Origin of the sequence: Rhodococcus sp. ARC_M5 (assembly GCF_022810405.1) — a bacterium.
In the GTDB taxonomy this organism is placed as follows: domain Bacteria; phylum Actinomycetota; class Actinomycetes; order Mycobacteriales; family Mycobacteriaceae; genus Rhodococcoides; species Rhodococcoides navarretei.
Genome location: NZ_JALGQE010000008.1, coordinates 206,608 through 231,279, shown reverse-complemented (window position 1 = coordinate 231,279; position 24,672 = coordinate 206,608). Strand labels below are relative to the sequence as shown.

Genomic DNA, 24,672 nt, shown 5'->3' with positions numbered 1-24,672 from the left:
AGTCTACTGGGGGTCGAGTGCGGTCAGGGCGTCCGAGTTCAGCGTCGGCGACGCCCCGTCGAGCCAACGGACGCGCTCGTCACGGCGAAACCAGGATCTTTGGCGTCGCACGTAGCGCCTGGTTCCGATGAAGGTGCGCTCGCGGGCGTGCTCGATGTCGTACTCCCCTGCCAGGACATCGAGAGCCTGTGCGTACCCGATCGCCCGTGACGCGGTGACACCGTCCCGCAGCCCCGACGCGAGCAGACCCTGCACCTCGTCGATCAAGCCGGTCTCGAACATCTGCCGAGTGCGCTCGGCGATCCGCTCGTCCAGTTCGGACGTGTCGCGGTCGACTCCGAGCACAACCGTGCCCCAGCGCGGTGCACCGATCTTCGGGGCGGACGCCGCGAACGGCTGCCCGGTCAGCTCCACCACCTCGAGGGCTCGGACCATCCGACGACCGTCGGTGGGCAGGATCGACGCGGCAGCTTCCGGATCGGCGTCCGTCAACGCGCGATGGATCTCCTCGACACCGTCACGTTCGAGGACTGCTTCCCACTTCGCACGGACGACGGGGTCGGTGGCGGGAAAGGCCCACTCGTCGAGCAGCGACTGCACGTACATCATCGATCCGCCGACGATGATCGGCCGCAGCCCCCGGGATCGGATGTCCTCGACGTCGGCGACGGCAGCTGCTTGGTAGCGCGCAACGGTCGCGATCTCGGTGACCTCGAGCACATCGAGTTGATGGTGTGGAATCCCCCGTCGCTCCGCGACGGTCAGTTTCGCGGTCCCGATGTCCATGCCCCGGTACTGCTGCATCGCATCGATGTTGACGATTTCTCCGCCGAGTTCCTCGGCCAGATCGAGGGCCAGATCGGATTTGCCCGCAGCCGTCGGCCCGATCACCGCGATGGGTGCGGTGGCCGAATCGCCCGCCCTGTCAGTCACGAGTCCAGGTTCCCACGAAGTACCCGACGCCGAAGGGCGCACCTCGGTAGAGCTCCGTCGCCGTTGCCGTACCGGTTCCCTCGAGCGCAGCCAGTACCTGCCACGCCGCTCTGCCGCCGACGCCGAGTGATGCGCACAGATCCGGATCCAGACCTGCCAATACATCGATGTCGGCCGTCGCGAGGGCATCGTCGACCCGCGTCTGGACCTCCTCGGCCCGCTCGTCGAACGACCCAGGAGCTTTCCGAGTCAAGGTGTTGGCCCCGTCCGCCAGCACCAGAACGCCCCAGCTCTCCGCCGAAGCGTCGAGCTCCCGGCGCAGTTCTTCACCGAACTCGGCGCACCACTCGGCGCTCGCATCGGTCGGGATCGTGCGGACCTCGATCGCATCGTCGGGTGCAGCCACCCCGCGCAGCCACCCGGCGATCAGAACGGCCAGCGGTAGGTCCGGATCCGGCGCAGTCGGCGCGGTGCCGCCGGACAGACTCACCACCACGTCGACTCCGAAGCCGCGCACAGTACCGATCGTGCTGTCGCCGTATGTCGCCCTGGTGTGATCGACGCCGAGGGCGAGCCATCGGTCGGCCACCGACGTCAGTCGCGTCATCGCGTCTACGGCGGCGGCTCGAAGATCGGCCGTCTCGGCCGCGCCGGCACCCGTCAGCTCGGGGATCAGCAACGGCGGAGTGGGCACCAGGGCCGCGACACGGAACACGAGCATCACGCTAGTCGGTGGCGCGACTTGGCCGGACGAGTCCACCTCGAGTCGTCTGAGCTGTTTCAATGGTCCGATCGGTCGTCACCTAGTTCAATGGTGTCCAGATCGCGAGTGAAGGCAGCCGTGACGCGCGGCAGAGATGAGGAACAATGACCGACCCGAACGCCGGCACCCCCACCGCCCCCGAGGCGGCATCGACAGATGCGCCCGACCGGACTCCCGGGGCGTCGAATCCCGACGGACCCAAGCCGAGCGGGGGGCCCAAGCCCGGCGGCGGCCCCAAGCCCGGCGGCGGCCCCAAGCCGGGTGCTGGAACCAAGCCAGGGGTACCCGGTCCCGGCTCTCCTCGTCCCGGTGGTTCGGCCGGAGCAAAGCCGCACCCGACTGCATCACACGTTCCCACCGTCGTTCCCACGGTTGCGCCGGCAAGCGATCCCAGCAAGTTCGGCCGAGTCGACGACGACGGCACCGCCTGGGTGAAGACCGCCGACGGCGAGCGGCAGATCGGATCCTGGCAAGCCGGCGACGCGGCCGAGGGGCTCGCGCACTTCGGTCGGCGCTACGACGACCTCGCCACCGAGGTAGGTCTGCTCGAAGCTCGCCTGACCTCGGGCACCGGTGACGCCAAGAAGACCAAGGCCGCAGCGTCGGCGTTGTTGGCGAGCCTGCCGACTGCGGCAGTGATCGGCGACCTCGATCTGCTCGCTCGGCGACTCGACGCGGTCGTCGAACACTCGGATGCAGCAGCGGCCGTGGCCAAGCACGAGAAGGAACTCGAACGCGCCGAGCACACAGCACGCAAGGAGGCGCTCGCGGCCGAAGCCGAGCAGATCGGCAGCGAGTCGACGCAGTGGAAGCAGGCCGGAGATCGGCTGCGCGAAATCCTCGACGAGTGGAAGACGATTCGCGGGGTCGACCGCAAGATCGACGATGCCCTGTGGAAGCGGTACTCGAAAGCCCGGGAGAACTTCAATCGTCGTCGCGGCGCGCACTTCGCCGATCTGGACCGCGAGCGCGGTGCCGCGAAGACGCGCAAGGAAGAGCTGGTCGAGCGGGCCAAAGCGCTGTCCTCGTCCACGGATTGGGGCCCGACCGCCGCCGCATTCCGCGATCTGCTGGTGGAATGGAAAGCGTCCGGCCGAGCCCCGCGCGACGCCGACGACGCACTGTGGAAGAACTTCAAGGCCGCACAGGACGTGTTCTTCTCTGCCCGCAACGCCGCGGCATCCGAGAGGGATGCCGAGTTCGAGGCCAACGCCGAGGCCAAGGAGGCCCTGCTGGCCAAGACTCACATCGATCCGAGCAAGGACCTCGACGCCGCTCGCTCGGCACTGCGTGATCTACAGGACAAGTGGGATGCGATCGGCAAGGTTCCGCGGGAGAAGATGCAAGACCTCGAGGGCAAATTGCGGGCGATCGAGAAGTCCGTGCACGACGCAGTGGAATCGCAGTGGCGTCGTTCCGATCCCGAGGCGGTCGCCCGCGCAGCTCAGTTCCGCGAGCGGGTCGCCCAGTTCGAGGATCAGGCCGCGAAGGCCACGGCAGCAGGCAAGACGAAGGACGCGGAACGCGCACTCGCACAGGCACAGCAGTGGCGCGAGTGGGCCGACGCGGCAGAAAGTGCCGTCGACGAGTTGTGATTCGCCGGCTCCACTCGTGAGTGGGGACGGTCGGCTCGGCCTACGGGGTCGAGCGGCCGTCCCACAGTCGCAGTTTCGGTTCGCCCGACGCAGCGGCAACACGGCGCTGCTCCTGCGCGGCGAGCTGCGAGTTGGTCTTGTTCCACACCGCTTTGAGCCAGTGGAACGTGAGCGCGATGACGGCGAGCCACGCGATGATCAGTCCGATTCCCGGCCCGGCACCTTGCAGGGTGTCCGGCACGGTCTGGCGTGTCCAGATCGACAGCATGCCGTACACCGACGACACTGCGCATCCTGCTAGGGCCGCCCAGGCCAGCGCCCAGATGCGGGTGACGAGTGCGAGGACCGACATCACCACACCGAACGTCAGCACCAGTACGACGAAGACGCGCGACGGGAGGGCGATCGATTCGGCCGCGGCTGCGTCGCTGCCCGAGAGCACATCGAATCCGCTGGCAGATCCGGTGTGCGGTAGCGCGAAGGTGACCAGCAGGACAAGCACCAGCCCGGCCACGACCATGGCACGTGCGCCGGGGTCCAGCTCGGTCATCACCGCTCTCTCGGTTCGTCCGAGTTCCTCGGCAGTTCGAGAGGGTACGACGCGATCGGGTCCGTCTTTTTCTGTCATGCGGTGCATCCTGTCTGTGCCGGTAGCGGCGCCGGTGCGCCGATCGAGGGAAGTCCGAGGCCGACGCCGATCGGTGCCGTCTTCGGCATCACGCCTCGTTCGTGAGCGTCTCCTGCAGCCGTACGGCGGTGAGTGAGCACTCCGGCGTCGGCGATCAAGTGGTACGGGGCTGCGGCGGTCAGTGTGGTCGTGACGACGTCGCCCGGGCGAATATCGCCCGCCCGCTCGGCATCGACGGCGAAGTGCACGAGTCGACCGTCCCTGGCTCGCCCGCTCATCCGATGGGTTGCCGCGTTCTTCCGACCTTCACCGGTGGCGACGAGCAGTTCTACGTCGGTACCGATCAGGGCCTGATTGGCCGCGAGAACGATCTCCTCCTGCAGGGCGATCAATCGCAGGTACCGTTCTTGCACAACCTCTTTGGGCACCTGGTTGGGCATGTCGGCGGCCGGTGTCCCCGGACGCTTCGAGTACTGGAACGTGTAGGCATTGGCGAACTTCGCCCGACGCACCACGTCGAGCGTCTGCTCGAAATCCTCTTCGGTTTCACCGGGGAATCCCACGATGATGTCGGTGGTGATTGCCGCGTGCGGCATCGCGGCACGCACCTTGTCGATGATGCCCATGAACTTCGTCTGCCGATAGGACCTGCGCATCGCCTTGAGGATTCGGTCCGAGCCGGACTGCAGCGGCATGTGCAACGTGGGGCAGATGTTCGGGGTGGATGCCATCGCGTCGATGACGTCATCGGTGAACTCGGCCGGATGCGGTGAGGTGAATCTCACTCGTTCGAGTCCCTCGATCGAGCCGCAAGCGGTCAGCAGCGAGGCGAACGCGCCGCGGTCACGAGGCATGTCCGGATCGGCGAACGAAGCACCGTACGCATTGACGTTCTGGCCGAGCAACGTCACCTCGAGTACACCCTGATCCACCAAAGCCTGTACCTCGGCGAGGATGTCGCCCGGCCTGCGGTCGATCTCCTTGCCGCGCAGGGCGGGGACGATGCAGAAAGTGCAGGTGTTGTTGCATCCCACCGAGATGGACACCCAACCGGCGTACGCGGATTCGCGCTTCGCGGGCAGTGTCGACGGGAAGGCCTCCAGGGATTCGAGGATCTCGACCTGCGCCTCGTCGTTGTGTCGGGCGCGCTCGAGTAGCACCGGCAGCGACCCGATATTGTGGGTGCCGAAGACGACGTCGACCCACGGTGCCTTCTGGACGACGGTGTTGCGATCCTTCTGCGCCAGGCAACCGCCCACCGCGATCTGCATGTTGGGGTTACGCGTCTTGGCCGGGCGCAGCATGCCGAGATTGCCGTACAGCTTGTTGTCCGCGTTCTCGCGGACTGCGCACGTGTTGAACACGACCAGATCTGCGTCGGTGCCCGCATCCGCTGGAACGTAGCCGGCCTCCTCGAGCAATCCGGACAGTCGCTCCGAATCGTGGACGTTCATCTGGCAACCGTGCGTACGCACTTCGTAGCTGCGGGGACTTGTCGCCGACCCGTCGGTGACCGGCACGGGCTCGGAAACCCCGTGTTCTGTCACGTCCACGGTCGGAAAAACACTCGTTTGCACCCCTCCAGGGTACGTCCATCGCGCGGACCGACACGCCGGGGTCACGAGGCTCACCGGTGACTGTCCAGGGCCGATGCCGACCCTCAGTAAAGTTTCCATTACATAATCGAAGATGGCGGGCGAAAACGCCGGTCGGCGAGGAAACTACGCATAGGGTTTCGAGCTATGACGCACGCCACCGACGCGCCGGCATCGACACCCCCGCCGGGCGCACCCTCGATGATCTCGCTCAAATCCGTCGACAAACATTTCGGTGATCTGCACGTTCTCAAGGACATCAACCTGGAAGTGCCGGCCGGTCAGGTCGTCATCGTCGTGGGTCCCTCCGGATCGGGCAAGTCGACCCTGTGCCGGACGATCAATCGGTTGGAGCCGATCGATTCCGGTGCCATCGAAGTCGACGGAGACCTGCTCCCCGCCGAGGGCAAGGCCCTCGCAGCACTGCGCGCCGACGTGGGCATGGTGTTTCAGTCGTTCAACCTGTTCGCACACAAGACGATTCTGCAGAACGTCATGCTCGCGCCGATGAAGGTCCGCAAGCAGAAGAAGGACGAGGCGGAGAAGAGCGCCCTGGCCCTCCTCGAGCGCGTGGGCATCGCCAACCAGGCAGACAAGTACCCTGCTCAGCTGTCCGGTGGTCAGCAGCAGCGCGTCGCCATCGCTCGCTCTCTCGCCATGAACCCCAAGGTGATGCTGTTCGACGAGCCCACCTCGGCCCTCGACCCCGAGATGGTCACCGAGGTCCTCGACGTCATGACCTCGCTCGCGAAAGAGGGAATGACGATGCTCGTCGTCACCCACGAGATGGGCTTCGCCCGAAAAGCCGGTGACCGCGTCATCTTCATGGCCGACGGTGCCGTCGTCGAGGACACCGATCCTGAGACCTTCTTCAAGTCCCCGAAGTCCGAACGCGCCAAGGACTTCCTCGGCAAGATCCTCGGACACTGACCCGATTCACCGCTCGTCCCCGCAAGAACGACCTATCCAAAGGACATTCACAGTGAGAATCACCCGACCGCTTCGCTTCGGTGTTGCCATCGCCGCTCTCTCCATCGTCGCCACCGCATGCGGCGGAGGCGAAGAGGCGCGCAGCGTCTCTTCCAGCGCCGAAGCCGGCAACCTCGTCGTCGGCATCAAGTTCGATCAGCCCGGTCTCGGACTTCGTAACCCCGACGGGTCCTTCACCGGATTCGACGTCGAGGTCGCCAAGTACGTCGCCGGCCAGCTGGGCGTCGATGAGGGCAACATCGAATTCCGCGAGGCACCGTCCGCTCAGCGCGAAACGCTGATCGAGAACGGCGAGGTCGACATGGTCGTCGCCACCTACTCGATCACCGATACCCGCAAGGAGAAGGTCAGCTTCGCCGGGCCGTACTTCGTGGCCGGACAGTCGCTGCTCGTCAGCGAGGACAACACCGACATCACCGGACCCGACACCCTCGAAGGCAGGACCCTCTGCTCGGTGACCGGATCCACTCCGGCACAGAACATCGCCGACGAGTACCCCGGAGTTCAGCTGCAGCCGTACGACACGTACTCCGCATGCGTCGAAGCACTTCGAAACGGCACCGTCGATGCGGTCACTACCGACGACATCATTCTTGCCGGCTACGCGGCGCAGTCGCCCGGACAGTTCAAGGTCGTCGGCGAGCCGTTCACCACCGAGAACTACGGAATCGGCTTGGCCCTGGACGACACCGAGGGACGTAACCAGATCAACGACGCGATCGAAGAGATGGTGTCGAGCGGTGCCTGGGAGCAGGCCTTCAACGAGACCGTCGGCGATTCCGGCTACGAACTTCCGGCCGAGCCCACCGTCGACCGCTACTGATCGATGACCCCGTCGGTCCGCTGCACTCGGTGTAGCGGACCGACGGGGTCGAACTCGCCGAGCCGTGAGGACCTGAAGCACCTTGAACCTACTGAGCAAATACGGCGATGAGCTGATAGACGCATTTCTCACCACCATCTATCTCACTGTGGCGTCGTTGATCGGTTCGCTCGTCATCGGAACCATCATCGCCGCGATGCGCGTATCCCCCGTTCCCATCGCCCGCGGCATCGCCACCACGTACGTCACCATCTTCCGCAACACACCGCTGACTCTGATCATCCTGTTCACATCTTTCGGCCTCTATCAGACGTTGGGTGTGTCGCTGGCCGAGGACGCTTCGCCGACGTTTCTCGCGGACAACAACTTTCGTCTCGCCGTTCTGGGTCTGAGCGTCTACACCGCGTCGTTCGTGGCGGAGTCGCTCCGATCCGGCATCAACACCGTTCCTGTCGGTCAGGCCGAGGCCGGACGTTCGCTGGGGATGACGTTCACTCAGAACATCTCGATCGTCGTACTCCCTCAGGCGTTTCGCGCGGTCGTCGGACCCTTGGGCAGCGTGGTGATTGCACTGACGAAGAACACCACGATCGCCTCCGTCATCGGTGTAGCAGAGGCATCGTTCCTGATGAAGGAAATGATCGAGAACGAGGCCGCGATCTTCGTGGTCGGTGGCATCTTCGCCCTCGGCTTCATGTGTCTGACACTTCCGACCGGGCTGCTGTTCGGTTACATCAGCAAGCGATTGGCGGTGTCCTGATGAGTGACGCAGTAGCAGTCCTCTATGACGTTCCCGGACCGAAAGCGATCCTGCGGTACCGCATTCTCACAGCTGTCGTGGCTGTGATCTCGCTGGTAATCGCAATCTTCATCTATCGGGCCCTCGATTCCCAAGGTCAGCTGACCGCCGAGAAGTGGGATCCGTTCCTCCAAGCGACGACCTGGACCACCTATCTCCTGCCCGGCATTCAGGGAACACTCATCGCTGCTGCGATGTCGATCGTGCTTGCGCTGATTCTCGGTGCGATTCTCGGCATCGGACGCTTGTCGGATCATCGCAGCGTGCGCGCGATCAGCGGTGCGGTCGTCGAGGTGTTCCGCGCTGTACCGGTGCTGATCTTGATGATCTTCCTGTACGCGGTATACGCGGACTATCAGGTCTTCAAAGTCCAGTACTTGGCGTTGGCAGCGGTTGTCACCGGATTGACCTTGTACAACGGGTCGGTCATCGCAGAAATCGTGCGCGCAGGAGTCAATTCGCTTCCCAAAGGTCAGCGTGAGGCTGCGTCAGCGCTCGGTATGCGTAAGAGCCAAGTCATGCTGTTGGTACTCCTCCCCCAGGCGGTGACGGCGATGCTACCGGCGATCATCTCGCAGATGGTCGTCGCGCTGAAGGATTCAGCGCTCGGTTACGTCATCGGATACATCGAGGTCGTGCGATCGGGACAGCAGGTAGGTGCGTTCTACAGCAACTACCTACCGTCGCTGATCATCGTCGCAATCATCATGATCATCATCAACTCCGCGTTGACGAAGCTGGCCACCGTGGTCGAACGTCGTTTGCGTTCGCGTAAGCGCAAGGCCGGCGCGACTGAAGTGGTTCCGGCTCTCGACGGCGGTCAGGCAGCCTGATCACGTATCGCTAGCAACAAGTAAGGCCCGCAACACCGATGGTGTTGCGGGCCTTACTTTTTCTCGACTGCACCGGCTCGAGGTGGACGATCACATCGAGTCGGGGCCGTCGAAGTCTTCGGTGTCGGCACCTGCGCGGTCGAGTTGTTCCTTGACCACCGCGAACGCCATTCCCTGGGAGTAGCCGCGACGGGCGAGCATGCCGACCAACTTGCGCACTATCTTGTCTCGCTCCACGCGGGCGTCCGGTCCACTCGGATCGGGTAACTGCAGTGAGCGACATCGCTTGCGTACCAACTCGGCTGCTCGCTGTCGCTCGTCGTCTGCATCGATCAGATCCAGTGCATGGACGGCGAGCTCGTTGCTGACACCCTTGTTGCGAAGCTCCATACTCAGTGCACGTTTGCCCTTGCCGGAGTATTTGTGTCGAGATTGGACCCACTGCTGCGCGAAAGACTCGTCGTCGACCAGTTTGGCCTTCTCGAGCCGGTCGAGAACGGCGTTCGCGATCTCAGTGGTGAAGCCCTTCTTGGCCAGGCTGGCTTCGAGTTCGTGCCTGCTGCGCGCTCGGTCGGTCAGCAGCCGGAGGCAGACATCTTTCGCCTGCGCCTCGGTGCCGCCGCCTTCGTCTCGCTGCTGCACAGCGACGACAAGTTAGAAGTCGACCGGAGCAGCTGCGGGCTCTTCTGCGGTGACGTCCGCGCCGATCTGCAGCTTCTCCATGATCTTCTTCTCGATCTCGTCCCGCACGTCGGGATTCTCGAGCATGAACTTGCGGGCGTTCTCCTTGCCCTGGCCGAGCTGATCGCCTTCGTAGGTGAACCACGAGCCCGACTTACGAATGAAGCCGTGCTCCACACCCATGTCGATCAACGAGCCTTCGCGGCTGATGCCCTTGCCGTAGATGATGTCGAACTCGGCCTGCTTGAACGGCGGCGCAACCTTGTTCTTGACCACCTTGACCCGGGTGCGGTTGCCGATCGCGTCGGTTCCGTCCTTCAGGGTCTCGATGCGGCGGATGTCGAGGCGAACCGAGGCGTAGAACTTCAATGCCTTACCACCGGTGGTGGTTTCGGGAGAGCCGAACATGACGCCGATCTTCTCGCGCAGCTGGTTGATGAAGATGACGGTGGTACCGGAGTTGCTCATGGCACCGGTGATCTTGCGCAGCGCCTGGCTCATCAGGCGGGCCTGCAGACCCACGTGACTGTCACCCATCTCGCCCTCGATCTCGGCGCGCGGTACCAGTGCCGCCACCGAGTCGATCACGAGGATGTCGAGAGCACCCGAACGGATCAGCATGTCGGCGATCTCGAGAGCCTGCTCACCGGTATCGGGCTGCGACACCAGCAGTGCATCGGTGTCGACACCGAGCTTCTTCGCGTAGTCCGGATCCAGAGCGTGCTCGGCGTCGATGAAGGCGGCGATGCCGCCGGCCCGCTGGGCGCTGGCCACTGCGTGCAGGGCGACGGTGGTCTTACCCGAGGATTCCGGACCGTAGACCTCGATGACACGTCCACGCGGCAACCCTCCGATGCCGAGTGCCACATCGAGCGCGATCGATCCAGTGGGGATGACGGCGATGGGCTGGCGGACCTCGTCACCGAGGCGCATCACCGAACCCTTGCCGAAGTTCTTATCGATCTGCGCGAGTGCGAGATCGAGTGCTTTGTCGCGATCGTATGCAGCCATCGTGAGCTCCCTGTGTCGTATCGTTCAGCTGTGTCGTGTCGATCAGCTTTGTCGTCGGTAACGCTAGATCGGGGTACCGACAAGAAGTTTCTCGAGACCGCCCGGCAACCGTTGACACAAGCATAGGGGAACACGTGTTCGAGTCAACTACCGCGGCTCTCGACACGCCGACAGGATCGAATCGACCCGGGAGCTACCAGCGTTCTCTCGGCACGTCGAACTCGTAACAGATCGATCGCCACACTTCCCGTGGATCGACGCCGTCCTCGATGGCCTGCGCCCCGGTGCGACCGATACCGGACAGCACGTGATCGGTCAGCAGGGAATCGCCTCGAACGGAGCCGAACTCGTCGGTGAGCAATTCACGAAATTCGGTCAGACGCACACCGACAACCCTAACGCTCGCGCTGTTGCGCTCCGCGGGCGAGCACCTCGTGACACACCGACACCGGATCTGCGACGGACCGTGCTCCGCCCGCCGCCGCCCTCGCCGCCCGGGCGAACTTCGGATCGGACAGTACGGTCGCCACCGCGTCGGCTATGGATGTTGCGGTCGGGGGTCGCACGATGACGGCACTCCCCTGCCTGCCTGCGCGATTCGCCAGTTCCCACTGGTCACCGCCACCTGGCACCGTCACCACCGGCACGCCGTGAATGAGTGCCTTGGCCAACATTCCGTGACCACCGCCGCACACCACCACATCGGCGCGACGTAGCAGTTCGTCCTGGCGGCCCAGGCCTGCGTTCGCCCAGTCCGGCAGCACGTCGGGGCCGCCATCGAGAACGGATGCCACCACCCGGACGCCTCTGCCGTCCAACCCTTTCAGCGCCATCTCGAGCATTCCCTCCGCACCGGTGAATGCGGTCGACGGAGCGACCATCACCACGGGCGACACACCGTCGGGAATATCGAGCAGGTTCTTCGTCGGCTCCCACAGCAACGGGCCGACCACGTGAGCGTCCTCCGGCCAGTCGGGGCGGTGCACCTCGAGCGCGGGAATGGTGGCGATGAGCCGAGCGGCCGGGCCCGGGTCATCGGCAGGCAGCCCGATGCTCGTCCGCGCGAGTGACCGTTGAGTTCGGCCCTGAGCGATCGAGCGTGACGTCAACGCGCGCATCACGGTATCGCGCAGCCTGCCGCGAACCCCGGTACCGGGAGCCAACCCACTTCCGATGGGCGGCAACCCTTTCGAGGGTGAATACAGCGGGTGGGGCGACAGCTCGACCCAGCTGATGCCGAGCCGCTCGGCGGCCATGCCGCCCCCTGCGGTCAGGATGTCGGATACGACGAGATCGACGTTCTCCCGCTCGAGGTCGGGCAGCAACTCGGTCGAGACGAACGCCGCCCGCGAGTGGATACGTTGCCCGGCATCGAGATCGTCGTCCTCCGGCCGCGGCGCAAGACCGCCCAACGGAAGCGCGCGCAGCCCCGCGGCGTGCGCGTCGGGCACCCACCTGCTACCGGTGAAGAGGACCGGTTCGTCGCCGGCCGCGCGGAAGAGCAGAGAGAGCGCGATTGCCGGGAAGGCATGCCCCGGATCGGGCCCGGCCACCACTGCTACTCGCATCGACCCAGCGTGCCACACTCGAGCCGGGCCGCCATCGACGCAGCCTCGGTCACTCGCTCTCGGGCCGCAGATACCTGTCGACTGCACACGCCATCTCGCGCACCACCTCGGGACCGGGCACGCGCTCGGACACCATCTCCGCGGACTGAACTGCGGACTGCACCATCAGCAGCACCAGGGTCGCCAGCGTGGTGGGATCCCCAGCACGAATCGACGAATCACGTTGCCCTGCAAGCACAAGCGAAGTCAACGCATCGATGATCAACGACTGGCTCGTGCCGAGTCGATGAAGAATGTACGTGGCGAGCACATCGGAATCGGACCGCAGAATTTTGACGAACAACGGGTGCAGACGAATACTGTCGGCAACGCCACCCACTGCCGTCACGATCTGATCGCGACCCGACGCCGTGTCGTCGAAACTCGGAATCAGGGCACCGATCTCGCGAGTGAGCAGACTCGACACCACTGCCCGCGTATCGGCCCATCTCCGATATACAGTGGGCCTGCTGACCTTGGCACGACGGGCGATCTCGGCCAGGGTCGTGCGCTTGACCCCGTGTTCGAGGATGCACGACCGAGCTGCGTCGAGAACATTGTCCTCGACCGACTTCTCGGGGACATCCGTCACGGACGCCGACAGCAAGGGCTCGGTCGAGGCTGGACTCGACACCGGCTGCTCGATCACGTGCCATCCTTCACAATTCGGACAAAGCGACTGTTCCGCGGGTTCAAGCAAACTTTTCGTTACAGTACCTCACGATTACGGGCACATTCGGCCGCCAAGACCCCGATAACACGCACTGAAAATGTACGCCGCAGCCGGCTGACGAGGAATCGACTCGGTCACCGACACGGCAATCGTCAACCCTGGCAAGCTGATCGATGTGACCGACGAATGGATACGACCATGACCCGTTCGGTGACGGTGTTGACCAATCCGGCGGCCGGTGGTGGGCGTGCAGCGCAGCTGGGACGGTGCGCTGTCGCACGCCTGCGTGAGCGCGAACTGAACGTCACGGCCATCGAAGGGCGCACGCCGGGGGACGCATTGGCATTGCTGGAGAAAGCCGTCGGAACCGGCACGGACGCCGTGGTCGCGGTCGGCGGCGACGGACTGGTCAACCTCGTGCTTCAGGTGCTCGCCGCCACCGATACCCCGATGGGTCTCATTCCGGCCGGCACCGGCAACGATCTGGCCCGAGCACTGGGACTGCCACGAGACGACGCTGCCCGCGCAGCCGACATCGTCGCCGACAACCTCACTCGCACAATCGACCTCGGTCGGATCGGCGAACGCTGGTTCGCCACCGTCCTGTCCAGCGGCTTCGACTCGCTGGTCACCGAGCGGGCAAGACTACTGCGATGGCCCCGTGGACCTCTGCGGTACAACGCCGCCATGGTCTTGCAGCTGGCTTCGCTCCGAAAGCTCTCGTACGTGATCGAAATGGACGATGCCGAGCTCCGTCTCGACGCCACCTTGGTGGCCGTCGGAAACGGCAGCAGTTACGGCGGAGGCATGGCCATCTGCCCGTCCGCGCGGCTGGACGACGGTCTCCTCGATATCACCGTCGTCCGCGGAGTGAGTCGAACCCGGCTGGTCGGACTGTCACCGACTCTCTACCGGGGAACACACGTCGACCTGCCGGAGGTCGACACCTACACCTCGACGCGAGTCACCCTGCGGTGCGAGGGCATCGTCGCGTACGCAGACGGTGAGCGCATCGCCGAACTGCCTGTCACCGCGTACTCCGTACCGCAGGCGCTGCGGGTGTTCGTCGCTCGGGGTTCCGCGCCCGGCGCACGATGAGCGGCTTGCCGATCAGAACTTCGAGGAGGAGCGATCGTTGTCGGACGAGATGACCCTGTACAACCACACCAGACCCAGCACGAGTGCGCCTGCCACCACCAGCCAGAACACACCCTTGATGATGCTGCCCAGAAGCGCGAGCGCAATCCAGATCAGAACGATGAATCCGAGTACTTTCCAGAACATGAAGTGCTCCTGCCGTCGCCGCGCACCGTGTCGTATCGCGTACTTCGATACTCGCACCGGAACCCGCCGACCACATCCGGGTGAACCCTGAAATCCTCAGCGGTGCCGCGAGCGGATCTCCTCGATTTCGGTGAGCGCCTCCGCCCATCCCTGCAGTCGATCCGTCGCGGACGACAGCTCACGTCGGTGCGATTCGACCACTGTCGTCGACGCCGATCCGGCCGGCCCGGTCATCCGCGCTGCTGCCGCGACGAGCTGTTCGTACTGATCGACTCCGGTCGCGAGTTGGGCTGCAGCCGAGGCGATTCCGTCACGCAGATGTTCACGGGTGAAGGCGCTCGCCGCACCGGCACGCTCCAGAGCCGCGATGTCGACAGCGACCCCTTCGAGACTCCGGGCCGCAGCGGAGGTCACACCGATCATCTCTTCGACATCGTCGGCCCCGATCGTCTCGGACCTGGCCAGGATTCCCAGCAGCTCGAACAAGCTCTGCTCGGCCCCGGCCAACCGGCTCATGGACCCGTACGCAGCAGATCCACGCTGCGGCAACGCGCGCTTGGTCGGTAGGCCCACGGGCACCGGTTGCGACCGAAGACGCCGCAACCGCGTGACAGCGAACGCCGCTGGGACGGCCATGAGCGCAGCGCCACCGCCGCCGACGAACAGAGTCCACTCCGGGGCCGACAGAACGGCCATCCCCGCGGTTCCCACTGCCGTCGTCGTGGACGCTGCCCCGAATCTGATTCCGCGGCTTCTGGCCCGACGGATCTTCTTCAGATGCTTGACGCGGGGGTCCTTTCGCCGACCGGCAGCGTCGAGAATCGAGGTGCCGACACTACGTGCGGACTCCGCCAAGGATTTCACCACTGCGCCGGACTCCGTGACCGCAGCGGTCACGGAGTCTCGATCGAGCGAAACGGCCGGCCGCTTACGCGACCGGCCGGGTTCGTGTTCTCTTCTACCCATGTCCGCGGTGCCGTCAGGAGGGCGAACTCTTCGTTCGATCGATCACGCCTGAGCCGGAGGCTCGGGCGTCGAGTCCGGGGACTTGGCAATCGATGGCTTCGCCGCGGCATTGCCCGACGGGAGAGAATCGCCTGCCATCGATGCACGGATCTGTTCCAGTCGACTGTGACCCGCCATCTGCACGGATGCCTGCTGGACCTCCATCATGCGACCGGACACCGTGTTCTGGGCCAGCTCAGCGGATCCCAGTGCATCTGCGTACCGACGTTCGATCTTGTCGCGCACAGCGTCGAGGCTCGGGGTGTTACCGGGCGCGGACAGGGTGCTGTCCATCGACCGCAGGGATTCGCTGACCTTCTCCTGCATCTTCGCCTGCTCGAGCTGGCTGAGCAGTTTGGTGCGCTCCGCGACCTTGGACTGTAGAGCCATGGCGTTCTGCTCGACGGCCTTCTTGGCCTGGGTGGCAGCCTGCAGAGACTGGTCGTGCAGGACTTTGAGGTCCTCGACGCTCTGTTCCGCGGTCACGAGCTGCGCGGCGAATGCCTCGGCGGCGTTCGTGTATTGCGTGGCCTTCTCGATGTCGCCTGCGGTGGCGGCCTGATCGGCCAGCGTCACCGCTTGTCGAGCGTTGGCGTTGAGCTTCTCGACCTCGTCCAGCTGCCGGCTGAGCTTCATCTCGAGCTGGCGCTGATTACCGATGACGGACGCGGCCTGCTGGGACAGAGCCTGATGCTGCCGCTGTGCGTCTTCGATAGCCTGCTGGATCTGAACTTTGGGGTCGGCCTTCTCGTCGATCTTGGAATTGAAGAGCGCCATCATGTACTTCCAGGCTTTGACGAAAGGATTAGCCATGGGGTGGTCCTGCCTCCATCTGTTGCGCCGCGGTGGCCGCGTACGGGTCGGCTGCTCTCGCAGTGACCGAAATTAACCTGTCCGTGCTGAGAAAAGTCGGGTGCGTGGTCTGAGTCGAGAATGGAAACTGGGTACTTTTCCGATCTTAGGCGGCAGCGAGAGCTCTGGCAGCAGGTGCCGGAATCACGACGCGAGTATCGCCATCGATGCGGGTCGCTACGACAGCCTCGTCGCGTAGTGCCGCGGCGGTGGATGCGTCGGACAGTGTCACGCTGACATCGCTCATGACATCCGCGAGCGGGACGGCGAGGGCATCGCAGATCGCGGCGAGGAGTTCGCTCGACGCCTCCTTGCGGCCACGTTCCACCTCGGAGAGGTAACCGAGGCTGACGCGCGCGGTGTTGGAGACTTCACGCAGGGTTCGGCTCTGTGCGACGCGAGTACGCCGCAGACTGTCGCCGAGTGCTTCACGCAATAGCAGCGCCATCTCGCTCCTCCTCGTTGGTGTTCGTGTCGACGGCTGTGCCGTCGCGACGACAACGTTCATATCTCGTTCGTCCGGAGCCGTCACGATGTTCAACGTCCCACTCGGTCCGATTGGTTCCCGACCCTATATCCCCATTCACTCCAACATGCGCCGAAGCTGCTCCGACACGGCTGTCACGACTGTATCCCGGCGAAACGTCCGACGGCGCGCTCGCACACACTCCGGCCGCCACCGCCGCTCCCCCACGTCCGCTCACGTCGAGGACACGCCTCGGCGCAAGCGAACCGCCTGCACCACGTAATCCAAGCCGGTGTAAGCGGTCAGCAGTACCGCCAGAGCCATCAGGGCAACCGCGACGGGATCGACGACGGACGGCAGCGGGCACAGATACACACCGATCGCGAATGTCTGCACCAGCGTCTTGACCTTCCCACCACGTCCTGCGGGGATGACGCCGTGGCGGATGACGGCGAACCGCACGGCCGTGATGCCGATTTCCCGCACCGCGATGATCACCGTCACCCACCAGGAGAGCTCGCCCAACATCGACAGTCCGACGAGCGCAGCACCGATCAAGGCCTTGTCCGCAATGGGGTCGGCCATCTTCCCGAAATCGGTGACGAGACCGTACTTGCGAGCCAGCTGGCCGTCGATGCGGTCGGTGATGGCGGCGACAGCGAAGATCGCGGTTGCGCCGAGCCGCCACGACGTGTCGTGGCCGTCGCCGACGAAGAGCGCCGCAAGAAAGACTGGAACCAAGGCGATACGGAGCACCGTCAGTACGTTGGCGATATTGAGCAACGGTACGTCTGTCACCGGTCCGGAGGTGGCGTTGCCGTGAGGTAGTTCCGAGCCTCGCGAGACACTTCCAGTACCGGGTTCACCGTTGCCTGGCACTTTGCCGCTGGTCGGGACACCGTGATCGGGCGCTACCGGCCCGTTCATCGCCGAACTCCCGAGCCGCGGACGGCGCATCCGCCGATGTGTCGGCTTTCGCGCAGCACCGACCCGCCGAGACGGGGACACACCTCACAGAACCACACACGAAAAGTTTATCGGTTGAGGGAATGACTACTGTTCACCACATGACTTCTGGGCCGAATCGGGCGAGTCGCGACACCGCGCATCCCGAATCCGACGTGCATTCCGACATCGCGAATCGTGGGTCCGCGCACGACGGCACCCTCGTCGTGCGCCGAGCCAGGACCTCCGACATTCCCGAGATCAAGCGGTTGATCGACATTTACGCCGGACGCATTCTCCTCGAGAAGAACCTCGTCACCCTGTACGAGGCGGTGCAGGAATTCTGGATTGCCGAGCGTGACGGCGAGATCATCGGCTGCGGAGCGCTGCACGTGCTCTGGGCCGATCTGGGCGAGGTTCGTACCGTCGCCGTCGACCCCGCAGCGAAGGGGCACGGTGCCGGCCACCTGATCGTCGCGAAACTCATCGAGGTCGCCCGGGAACTGGCGCTGCAGAAGGTGTTCGTGCTGACCTTCGAGGTGGACTTCTTCTCCCGGCACGGGTTCGCCGAGATCGACGGGACCCCCGTCACCGCCGAGGTATACGCGGAGATGTGCAGGTCGTACGACACCGGCGTCGCGGAATTCCTCGACCTGAGCTTCGTCAAACCGAACACACTGGGCAACACGCGAATGTTGCTGTCGCTCTGACAGAATTTTGCGGACCACCCCCGAATTCGGAAGAGAGCTCATGCCCCTGATCGCCGTCAGCTACACCTACTCGCCCACCACCACGGACGGTCGCGACACTCACCGCGCTGCCCATCGTGCATGGTTGGCCGACCTGCTCGAACGCAAGACCTTGGTCTCGAGCGGCCCGTACGCCGACGGCAGCGGAGCGTTGCTGCTGGTGGACGGCCCCGATGCCGCCACCGTCGAGACACTGTTCGCCCAGGACCCGTTCGCAGTCGAGAATCTGATCGAGTCGGCGACGTTCCACGAGTGGACACCTGTGATGGGCACATTCACGTCCTGATCGGCCTGCTCACCCGGCTCGGGTGAATGGACCACTGCCCCGCCGAGACGGCTGCAGTGGTCCATTCACCACGATCGAGGCGAGATCAGAACTCGTCGGACGCCGGTTGTTCGTCCGGGTCGCCGCCCTTGATCGACCACAGCAGACCGTCGAGCTCGTCGGGTTTGACGAGCACCTCGCGGGCCTTCGATCCCTCGCTCGGTCCCACCACTCCTCGGTTCTCCATCAAGTCCATCAATCGCCCGGCCTTGGCGAAGCCGACTCTGAGCTTGCGCTGCAGCATCGACGTCGAACCGAACTGACTCGTCACGACCAACTCGACCGCCTGCAACAGCACGTCGAGATCGTCACCGATGTCCGGGTCCACATCCTTCTTGTCGGAGACCTTCGCCGCGGTCACGGTGTCGTTGTACTCGGGCTCGGCCTGGTTCTTGGCGAAGTCGACGACGGCAGCGATTTCCTCGTCGGTGATGAACGCACCCTGTAGACGCGTCGGCTTGCCCGCACCCATCGGCAGGAACAGCGCATCGCCCATACCGATCAGCTTCTCCGCCCCCGGCTGATCCAGGATGACGCGGGAGTCGGTCAGTGACGAGGTGGCGAAGGCCAGACGCGACGGCACGTTCGTCTTGATCAGACCGGTGACGACGTCGACGGACGGGCGCTGGGTGGCCAGTACCAGGTGGATGCCGGCGGCGCGCGCCTTCTGTGTGATCCGCACGATCGCTTCCTCGACGTCGCGCGGGGCGGTCATCATCAGGTCGGCGAGCTCGTCGACGATCGCGAGGATGTACGGGTACGGCCGGTAGACGCGTTCGCTGCCCAGCGGCGCGGTGATCTCGCCGGAGCGCACCTTCTTGTTGAAGTCGTCGATGTGCCGAACCTTGTTGATCTGCATGTCCTGGTAGCGCTGCTCCATCTCCTCGACGAGCCAGGCCAGGGCCGCAGCAGCCTTCTTCGGCTGCGTAATGATCGGGGTGATGAGGTGCGGAATGCCTTCGTACGGCGTCAGCTCCACCATCTTCGGGTCGATCAGGATCATTCGCACTTCGTCCGGCGTCGCTCGCGCCAGCAGCGAGACGAGCATCGAGTTCACGAAACTCGACTTACCGGAACCGGTGGATCCGGCCACCAGCAAGTGCGGCATCTTCGCGAGGTTGGCGCTGACGAAGTCGCCCTCGATGTCCTTGCCCAGTCCGATCACCAGCGGATGGTGATCCTTGCGCGTGGACGGCGCAGTGAGCACGTCGGCCAGGCGGACCATCTCGCGATCGGAGTTGGGCACCTCGATCCCGACCGCCGACTTGCCCGGGATCGGCGCGAGCAGGCGCACGTTGTCCGTGGCCACCGCATAGGCGATGTTGCGCGCAAGCGCCGTGATCTTCTCGACCTTGACGCCGGGTCCGAGCTCCACCTCGTAGCGCGTGACCGTCGGTCCGCGGGTGAAACCGGTGACGGCAGCATCGATCTTGAACTGTTCGAGTACCTCGGAGATGGCCTCGATCATGGCGTCGTTCGCCTGGCTGCGGGTCTTGGGCGGGTCACCGTCGATCAGCAGCGACAACGACGGAAGCGTGTAATCACCGTCGACGACGCGATCGACGACGATCTTGTCGTCCTCGGCCGCCTGCTTCGGTTCGGCCGCCTTCACGATGGGCTTGGGCTTCGGCCGCGGGGGCGTGACCGGCTCGGGGGCAGGTGCGGGGACAGCGACGGCGGGCGCGATGACCTCGGTGGCGGCCTCGGGCGGCGGGGTCTTGCGCGCACGCGACGGCTTGGCGACCGGGATGTATTCCTCGGTCGGGTAGTTGTCGTGCGGGTCGACGGTGCCGTGGACCGGGTAGCCGTCGGCATCGAAGTTGCTGTCGTAGTCGCCGTAGCCTTCGTCACCGAACTCGGAGCCGAAGTCGGCCGGGTCGTACTCGTCGTATTCGTCGCCGCGGCTGTCGGTTCCGAACAGTGCACGCATCCGGTCAGGCACGTCGCGCACGGTGGTACCGGTGAGCAGGAGCACTCCGAACAAAGCGGCGAGCAGCAGCAACGGCACGGCCAGCCACACGGTGAGGCCGTCGGCGATGGGTCCGCCTGCGACGTATCCGATGAAGCCCGCGCCCTCGGATCGGCCTGCGGCGTCGGTCGGTGAACCGGCGGCCATGTGCCACAGTCCGAGGATCGGCAAGCCGAGCAGGATCGAGCCCAGGACCAGCCGCGGACGCACCTCGGGATTCGGTTCGGAACGCATCAGAACCACGGCGATTGCGACACCGAGCACGGGTGCGACGTAACCGGCCTCGCCGATGACGGCGCGGATACCCACCTCGATCCATGTGCCGACCGGTCCCCCGGCGCTCAACCACACACTCGCGGCGACGACCACACTGACGGCGATCAGTCCGAGAGCGATTCCGTCCCGACGGTGGCCGTGCTCGATGTCGGCAGCTTTGCTCACGGTCCGGGTCGTGGCACCGACTCCACGGGCCGCCATCGACCAGGTGGACGCAATGCCTCGCCCGATCGCATCGAGGGCACCGCGTGACTTCTTCTTCGCCGCAGGCCGCCGAGCCGTCGACGAGCCCCTGGCGGGGGCCTTGCCGCGGGAGGATGCGTTCGCCCGAGACGTCGCCGGGTTGCGCGGCGCGGTCGGCTTCTTCGGCGTGGTGACGGTGCGCGCGGTGCGTACACCGCCGGATTTACGGGCGGTGCCGGACGCGCGCGAGGAGCCGGATCCGCTGGATCCGGCCCTGGCGGTGGAGGTGCTGGTCTTTCCTGCCATGCCCCCAGGCTAGTCGCAACAGCCCCGTCGAAACCATCCGCAACACCAGTAACAGCGGAGGCGAATGTGTCAGAAGCTCAGATCGAGCGCCTTCACAGCGGCGACATCATCTGCCGAACCCTCGTACAGCACCTCGATCTGGTCCCGCCCGAACGCGTAGAGCAACAGTTCCGACGGCTCCCCCACCACGGTCACGCCCGGGCCCGACCCACCCTTGAACGTGGCGGTGCGGCCGTCCGGGGTGCGGACGTGCACCGGAATCGGCGCGGAGCGGTGTCCGGCCCGTCCTATCAAACGAACCTGCGGCCACAGACGCGTTTCCACCGCGGTCGGCAGTACTCGACGCGTCCAACTCTCGCCGGCCCGGCGCAGATCCTCGTGATGAACGAACATCTCACCGAGATTGATCAATGGATCGAGCAGTGCGAACGGCGACCACATGGGCGGCCCCGTCCGTACGTCCTCCACCACGGAGGTGAACGGCTTGTTCGCCACGGATCGCTGGACCCGCTCCGTGTACCCCGCGAGCGGCGACAGGAATATGCCCGGCGAGGCGTCCAGGCGTCGCTCCCGGACGACGAGATGCGCCGCCAGATCGGCCGCTGTCCACTCACCGCACAGCGTCGGCGCATCGGGACCCACGTCGAGAAGGGTCTGGACCATTTGAGAACGTTCATCCTGGGCAAGGCTCACGCGCTCCAGGCTACGGCCAGACGGAACCAGCGGCATCCTGCCGCGGGATCCCATCCTTTGTCTGGGTAACCTCCCAACAGTGCCGGTATCGGAAATTCTCGTCATCCTGCTCGCCGGACTCGGAGCCGGAGCGATCAACGCCGTCGTCGGCTCCGGGACACTGATCACGTTTCCGACCTTGGTCGCATTCGGCTATCCCCCGGTGGTCGCCACCATGTCCAATGCCGTGGGACTGGTCGCGGGAAGCGTCTCGGGTACGTGGGGATATCGCCGAGAACTGCGTGGGCAGTGGCATCGCCTGCGGTGGCAATTGCCTGCCTCGTTCTTCGGAGCGCTCGGTGGTGCCTGGCTGCTGCTGCATCTGCCCGAAACCGTCTTCGCCGCAGTGGTTCCGGTGTTGCTCATCGGCGCGCTGATTCTCGTTGTCACACAACCGCGAATTCAGGCCTGGGCCAAGCGGCGATCGGAAGCCGCGGGCAAGGCCGCGAACCACATAAGCCGTACCCGGATGGCGTTGGTCACCGGCGGCACCCTACTGGTCGGCGTCTACGGCGGCTATTTCACTGCTGCACAAGGCATTCTGCTCATCGGAGTGATGGGGGCACTGCTCCCCGAAACCATGCAGCGGATGAACGCAGCCAAGAATCTCTTGTCGCTGGTCGTCAATGTCGTTGCCGCAGTGACGTACACGATCTTTCGATTCGACGACATCAGCTGGCAAGCAGCCGGACTGATCGCCATCGGCTCCTTGATCGGCGGAGCGGTAGGAGCACGCTACGGCCGCCGGCTCTCGCCGGCGGCCCTGCGTGGTGCCATCGTCGTTCTCGGTCTGATCGGACTCTGGCGACTGCTCGTGCAGTAGATCTACTGCGGCTGCGGCTTGACCGCGATGATGGTCGGAACGATCATCGGCTTGCGGCGGTACTTGTCCGCTACCCACCGACCCACGACGCGGCGCACGGCCTGCGCGATGCGGTGCGTATCGGACACGCCGTCGGACGCCAGACGCTGCAACTCCGACTCCACGAGTTGCCCGGCTTCCTTGAGAGCGGCCGGATCGTCGGAGAATCCGCGACCGGACACCTCGGGTGCGGTCACCGCGCGACCGGTGGCCGAGTCGACGGCGACGCTGATCGCGATGAATCCACCCTCGCCCAGCACGAGCCGATCGGAGAGCGTCGAATCGCCCACGTCACCGACCGAGAGGCCGTCGACGTACACGTGCCCCACGGGCACCTGTCCGACGATCTCGGCGAGACCGTCGACCATGTCGACCACCACGCCGTCCTCGGCCAACACCACACGCTCCTCGGGGACACCCGTCGCCTTGGCCAGAGCCGCGTTGGCACGCAGGTGACGCCACTCGCCGTGCACCGGCATGGCGTTGGTGGGCCGTACCGCGTTGTAGAGGTACAGCAGCTCACCCGCCGAGGCGTGGCCCGAGACGTGGACTTTCGCATTCTGCTGCGTCACGACGGTCGCGCCGCGCTTGGCGAGGCCGTTGACCACCGCGAACACCGAATTCTCGTTGCCGGGGATGAGCGAGGACGCCAGCACCACGAGATCGTTCGCCTTGACGTTGATCTGGCGATGCTCGCCGCGGGCCATCCGGGACAGCGCCGACAACGGCTCGCCCTGCGAACCCGTGGAGATGAGCACCAACCGGTCGTCGGGAAGCGTTGCGGCAGTGTCGACAGTGACCTCGAGACCGTCGGGCACACGCAGGTAGCCGAGATCCTGAGCGATCTGCATGTTGCGGACCATCGACCGGCCGACGAACGCCACCCGGCGGTTGTACCGCTCGGCGACGTCGATGACCTGCTGAATGCGGTGCACGTGACTGGCGAACGACGCGACGATGACGCGCTGCTTCGCCTTGCCGATGACGGTGTCGAGCACGCCGCCGATCTCACGTTCCGGCGTGACGAACCCGGGTACCTCTGCGTTGGTGGAATCGACCAGAAAGAGGTCGACTCCCTCGTCGCCGAGCCGCGAGAAGCCGGCCAGGTCGGTCAGGCGACCGTCGAGCGGCAGCTGATCGAGCTTGATGTCACCGGTGTGCAGCACCAGACCGGCGTCGGTCCTGATGGCAATGGCAAGCGCATCGGGAATCGAGTGGTTCACCGCGAAGTACTCGCAGTCGAACGGGCCGTGCTGCGTGTGCTGGCCCTCGATCACCTCGACGAGGTTCGGACGCAACCGATGCTCACGGCACTTGGCCGCGACCAGAGCGAGGGTGAACTTGGAACCGACGACGGGTAGGTCGGGACGCAGGCGGAGCAGGAACGGGACAGCACCGATGTGGTCCTCGTGACCGTGCGTCAGCACCACGGCCTCGACGTCGGCCATGCGGTTCTCGATGTGCCGGAAGTCCGGCAGGATGAGGTCGACACCCGGCTGCTGGTCCTCGGGAAACAGGACGCCACAGTCGATGATCAGCATCTTTCCCTGATGCTCGAACACCGTCATGTTGCGACCGATTTCGCCGATCCCACCGAGTGCGACCACGCGCAGGCCCTTGAACGGGGCCTTCGGCGGCGTGCCGAGACGCTCCGTCGGGTCGAATTCACGACGCTTGTCGGGACGCTGTGTGCGCGCCGAGTTCTGCACCATCGGCTTGCCCTGCCGAGCTCCTGCCGGTTGGCCCTGCTTCGGGGCCGGACGCTCGGAGGGTGGTCCGGCGTTTCG

General features: G+C 65.0%; 26 protein-coding genes. 9 read left to right on the top strand and 17 right to left on the bottom strand.

What is annotated here, in order from left to right:
* Positions 1 to 3: 3 nt before the first annotated feature.
* Both miaA and MTX34_RS15055 read right to left on the bottom strand, forming a co-directional pair.
* Entirely contained in the window at positions 4 to 933 is a 930-nt protein-coding gene (gene miaA, locus MTX34_RS15060; protein ID WP_243609885.1) for a tRNA (adenosine(37)-N6)-dimethylallyltransferase MiaA, read from the bottom strand.
* Complete coding sequence (locus MTX34_RS15055; protein ID WP_279393290.1) at positions 926 to 1,654, bottom strand: class III extradiol dioxygenase subunit B-like domain-containing protein; 729 nt, start codon at positions 1,652 to 1,654, stop codon at positions 926 to 928. Before MTX34_RS15055 ends, miaA begins: the two co-directional genes overlap by 8 nt.
* 146 nt (positions 1,655 to 1,800) lie before the next feature.
* Between MTX34_RS15055 and MTX34_RS15050 the strand changes: the two genes are divergently transcribed.
* Positions 1,801 to 3,291: a DUF349 domain-containing protein gene (locus MTX34_RS15050; protein ID WP_243609883.1), complete on the top strand. Its 1,491-nt coding sequence runs from the start codon at positions 1,801 to 1,803 to the stop codon at positions 3,289 to 3,291.
* A gap of 40 nt (positions 3,292 to 3,331) precedes the next feature.
* Here the strand turns inward: MTX34_RS15050 and MTX34_RS15045 are convergent, their stop codons facing one another.
* Together MTX34_RS15045 and miaB are read right to left on the bottom strand one after the other, a co-directional pair.
* Complete coding sequence (locus tag MTX34_RS15045) at positions 3,332 to 3,919, bottom strand: hypothetical protein (RefSeq protein WP_243593248.1); 588 nt, start codon at positions 3,917 to 3,919, stop codon at positions 3,332 to 3,334.
* Complete coding sequence (gene miaB / locus MTX34_RS15040) at positions 3,916 to 5,439, bottom strand: tRNA (N6-isopentenyl adenosine(37)-C2)-methylthiotransferase MiaB (RefSeq protein WP_308198535.1); 1,524 nt, start codon at positions 5,437 to 5,439, stop codon at positions 3,916 to 3,918. Before miaB ends, MTX34_RS15045 begins: the two co-directional genes overlap by 4 nt.
* Before the next feature lie 276 nt (positions 5,440 to 5,715).
* On the opposite strand from miaB, the gene MTX34_RS15035 reads away from it, so the two are divergent.
* The 4 genes from MTX34_RS15035 (at position 5,716) to MTX34_RS15020 (ending at position 8,959) form a co-directional block, all read left to right on the top strand.
* Positions 5,716 to 6,444, top strand: a complete 729-nt coding sequence (locus MTX34_RS15035; protein ID WP_243593611.1) for an amino acid ABC transporter ATP-binding protein — start codon at positions 5,716 to 5,718, stop codon at positions 6,442 to 6,444.
* A 52-nt stretch (positions 6,445 to 6,496) separates the two neighbouring features.
* The gene (locus MTX34_RS15030; RefSeq protein ID WP_243609881.1) at positions 6,497 to 7,327 is read left to right on the top strand and encodes a glutamate ABC transporter substrate-binding protein; all 831 of its coding nucleotides are present in this window, start codon (positions 6,497 to 6,499) and stop codon (positions 7,325 to 7,327) included.
* 82 nt (positions 7,328 to 7,409) lie between these two features.
* A complete protein-coding gene (locus MTX34_RS15025) occupies positions 7,410 to 8,087 on the top strand; it encodes an amino acid ABC transporter permease (RefSeq protein ID WP_243593251.1) in 678 nt (225 codons plus the stop codon).
* On the top strand, positions 8,087 to 8,959 hold the full coding sequence (locus MTX34_RS15020) for an amino acid ABC transporter permease (protein ID WP_243593252.1): 873 nt from the start codon (positions 8,087 to 8,089) through the stop codon (positions 8,957 to 8,959). Before MTX34_RS15025 ends, MTX34_RS15020 begins: the two co-directional genes overlap by 1 nt.
* Before the next feature lie 90 nt (positions 8,960 to 9,049).
* On the opposite strand, the gene MTX34_RS15015 is transcribed toward MTX34_RS15020, so the two are convergent.
* From MTX34_RS15015 to MTX34_RS14995, 5 genes are all read right to left on the bottom strand, one after another.
* The gene (locus tag MTX34_RS15015; protein WP_243609880.1) at positions 9,050 to 9,601 is read right to left on the bottom strand and encodes a regulatory protein RecX; all 552 of its coding nucleotides are present in this window, start codon (positions 9,599 to 9,601) and stop codon (positions 9,050 to 9,052) included.
* Between the two features lie 12 nt (positions 9,602 to 9,613).
* Positions 9,614 to 10,651 (bottom strand): recombinase RecA, encoded by a 1,038-nt coding sequence (gene recA, locus MTX34_RS15010; RefSeq protein WP_008716921.1) that lies wholly within the window; start codon positions 10,649 to 10,651, stop codon positions 9,614 to 9,616.
* Between the two features lie 193 nt (positions 10,652 to 10,844).
* Positions 10,845 to 11,036 (bottom strand): DUF3046 domain-containing protein, encoded by a 192-nt coding sequence (locus tag MTX34_RS15005; protein WP_243593254.1) that lies wholly within the window; start codon positions 11,034 to 11,036, stop codon positions 10,845 to 10,847.
* A gap of 10 nt (positions 11,037 to 11,046) precedes the next feature.
* On the bottom strand, positions 11,047 to 12,219 hold the full coding sequence (locus MTX34_RS15000; protein WP_243593255.1) for a glycosyltransferase: 1,173 nt from the start codon (positions 12,217 to 12,219) through the stop codon (positions 11,047 to 11,049).
* A 49-nt stretch (positions 12,220 to 12,268) separates the two neighbouring features.
* Entirely contained in the window at positions 12,269 to 12,862 is a 594-nt protein-coding gene (locus MTX34_RS14995; protein ID WP_374230227.1) for a TetR/AcrR family transcriptional regulator, read from the bottom strand.
* 267 nt (positions 12,863 to 13,129) lie between these two features.
* Here MTX34_RS14995 and MTX34_RS14990 point away from each other — a divergent pair, with 267 nt between their 5' ends.
* Positions 13,130 to 14,029: a diacylglycerol kinase gene (locus MTX34_RS14990; protein ID WP_243593257.1), complete on the top strand. Its 900-nt coding sequence runs from the start codon at positions 13,130 to 13,132 to the stop codon at positions 14,027 to 14,029.
* A gap of 12 nt (positions 14,030 to 14,041) precedes the next feature.
* On the opposite strand, the gene MTX34_RS14985 is transcribed toward MTX34_RS14990, so the two are convergent.
* The 5 genes from MTX34_RS14985 to pgsA all read right to left on the bottom strand — a co-directional run bounded on the left by MTX34_RS14985 (position 14,042) and on the right by pgsA (position 17,465).
* Positions 14,042 to 14,215, bottom strand: coding sequence for a hypothetical protein (locus MTX34_RS14985; RefSeq protein WP_243609879.1), 174 nt, complete (start codon positions 14,213 to 14,215; stop codon positions 14,042 to 14,044).
* A 96-nt stretch (positions 14,216 to 14,311) separates the two neighbouring features.
* The gene (locus MTX34_RS14980; protein ID WP_243609878.1) at positions 14,312 to 15,112 is read right to left on the bottom strand and encodes a hypothetical protein; all 801 of its coding nucleotides are present in this window, start codon (positions 15,110 to 15,112) and stop codon (positions 14,312 to 14,314) included.
* 111 nt (positions 15,113 to 15,223) lie between these two features.
* On the bottom strand, positions 15,224 to 16,033 hold the full coding sequence (locus tag MTX34_RS14975) for a PspA/IM30 family protein (protein ID WP_243593260.1): 810 nt from the start codon (positions 16,031 to 16,033) through the stop codon (positions 15,224 to 15,226).
* A gap of 145 nt (positions 16,034 to 16,178) precedes the next feature.
* Positions 16,179 to 16,520, bottom strand: coding sequence for a helix-turn-helix domain-containing protein (locus tag MTX34_RS14970; protein WP_243593261.1), 342 nt, complete (start codon positions 16,518 to 16,520; stop codon positions 16,179 to 16,181).
* Positions 16,521 to 16,772: 252 nt separating this feature from the next.
* Entirely contained in the window at positions 16,773 to 17,465 is a 693-nt protein-coding gene (gene pgsA, locus MTX34_RS14965) for a CDP-diacylglycerol--glycerol-3-phosphate 3-phosphatidyltransferase (protein WP_243609877.1), read from the bottom strand.
* A 140-nt stretch (positions 17,466 to 17,605) separates the two neighbouring features.
* On the opposite strand from pgsA, the gene MTX34_RS14960 reads away from it, so the two are divergent.
* Complete coding sequence (locus tag MTX34_RS14960; protein ID WP_243593263.1) at positions 17,606 to 18,193, top strand: amino-acid N-acetyltransferase; 588 nt, start codon at positions 17,606 to 17,608, stop codon at positions 18,191 to 18,193.
* A gap of 40 nt (positions 18,194 to 18,233) precedes the next feature.
* On the top strand, positions 18,234 to 18,518 hold the full coding sequence (locus MTX34_RS14955; RefSeq protein WP_243593264.1) for a YciI family protein: 285 nt from the start codon (positions 18,234 to 18,236) through the stop codon (positions 18,516 to 18,518).
* An 85-nt stretch (positions 18,519 to 18,603) separates the two neighbouring features.
* On the opposite strand, the gene MTX34_RS14950 is transcribed toward MTX34_RS14955, so the two are convergent.
* Entirely contained in the window at positions 18,604 to 21,291 is a 2,688-nt protein-coding gene (locus MTX34_RS14950) for a DNA translocase FtsK (RefSeq protein WP_243609876.1), read from the bottom strand.
* A gap of 69 nt (positions 21,292 to 21,360) precedes the next feature.
* Entirely contained in the window at positions 21,361 to 21,984 is a 624-nt protein-coding gene (locus MTX34_RS14945; RefSeq protein ID WP_308198532.1) for a TIGR03085 family metal-binding protein, read from the bottom strand.
* 79 nt (positions 21,985 to 22,063) lie between these two features.
* Here MTX34_RS14945 and MTX34_RS14940 point away from each other — a divergent pair, with 79 nt between their 5' ends.
* Positions 22,064 to 22,846: a sulfite exporter TauE/SafE family protein gene (locus MTX34_RS14940; protein ID WP_243593267.1), complete on the top strand. Its 783-nt coding sequence runs from the start codon at positions 22,064 to 22,066 to the stop codon at positions 22,844 to 22,846.
* A gap of 2 nt (positions 22,847 to 22,848) precedes the next feature.
* On the opposite strand, the gene MTX34_RS14935 is transcribed toward MTX34_RS14940, so the two are convergent.
* Positions 22,849 to 24,597: a ribonuclease J gene (locus MTX34_RS14935; protein ID WP_374639717.1), complete on the bottom strand. Its 1,749-nt coding sequence runs from the start codon at positions 24,595 to 24,597 to the stop codon at positions 22,849 to 22,851.
* Between the last annotated feature and the right edge of the window lie 75 nt (positions 24,598 to 24,672).

Excerpts from the sequence above, each read along its gene's own strand:
- MTX34_RS15055 (WP_279393290.1), bottom strand. The coding sequence starts at position 1,654 with ATGCTCGTGTTCCGTGTCGCGGCCCTGGTGCCCACTCCGCCGTTGCTG.
- MTX34_RS15050 (WP_243609883.1), top strand. The coding sequence starts at position 1,801 with ATGACCGACCCGAACGCCGGCACCCCCACCGCCCCCGAGGCGGCATCG.
- MTX34_RS15045 (WP_243593248.1), bottom strand. The coding sequence starts at position 3,919 with ATGACAGAAAAAGACGGACCCGATCGCGTCGTACCCTCTCGAACTGCC.
- MTX34_RS15035 (WP_243593611.1), top strand. The coding sequence starts at position 5,716 with ATGATCTCGCTCAAATCCGTCGACAAACATTTCGGTGATCTGCACGTT.
- MTX34_RS15020 (WP_243593252.1), top strand. The coding sequence starts at position 8,087 with ATGAGTGACGCAGTAGCAGTCCTCTATGACGTTCCCGGACCGAAAGCG.
- recA (WP_008716921.1), bottom strand. The coding sequence starts at position 10,651 with ATGGCTGCATACGATCGCGACAAAGCACTCGATCTCGCACTCGCGCAG.
- MTX34_RS15000 (WP_243593255.1), bottom strand. The coding sequence starts at position 12,219 with ATGCGAGTAGCAGTGGTGGCCGGGCCCGATCCGGGGCATGCCTTCCCG.
- MTX34_RS14990 (WP_243593257.1), top strand. The coding sequence starts at position 13,130 with ATGACCCGTTCGGTGACGGTGTTGACCAATCCGGCGGCCGGTGGTGGG.
- MTX34_RS14985 (WP_243609879.1), bottom strand. The coding sequence starts at position 14,215 with ATGTTCTGGAAAGTACTCGGATTCATCGTTCTGATCTGGATTGCGCTC.
- MTX34_RS14975 (WP_243593260.1), bottom strand. The coding sequence starts at position 16,033 with ATGGCTAATCCTTTCGTCAAAGCCTGGAAGTACATGATGGCGCTCTTC.
- MTX34_RS14970 (WP_243593261.1), bottom strand. The coding sequence starts at position 16,520 with ATGGCGCTGCTATTGCGTGAAGCACTCGGCGACAGTCTGCGGCGTACT.
- pgsA (WP_243609877.1), bottom strand. The coding sequence starts at position 17,465 with ATGAACGGGCCGGTAGCGCCCGATCACGGTGTCCCGACCAGCGGCAAA.
- MTX34_RS14960 (WP_243593263.1), top strand. The coding sequence starts at position 17,606 with ATGACTTCTGGGCCGAATCGGGCGAGTCGCGACACCGCGCATCCCGAA.
- MTX34_RS14955 (WP_243593264.1), top strand. The coding sequence starts at position 18,234 with ATGCCCCTGATCGCCGTCAGCTACACCTACTCGCCCACCACCACGGAC.
- MTX34_RS14950 (WP_243609876.1), bottom strand. The coding sequence starts at position 21,291 with ATGGCAGGAAAGACCAGCACCTCCACCGCCAGGGCCGGATCCAGCGGA.
- MTX34_RS14935 (WP_374639717.1), bottom strand. The coding sequence starts at position 24,597 with ATGGTGCAGAACTCGGCGCGCACACAGCGTCCCGACAAGCGTCGTGAA.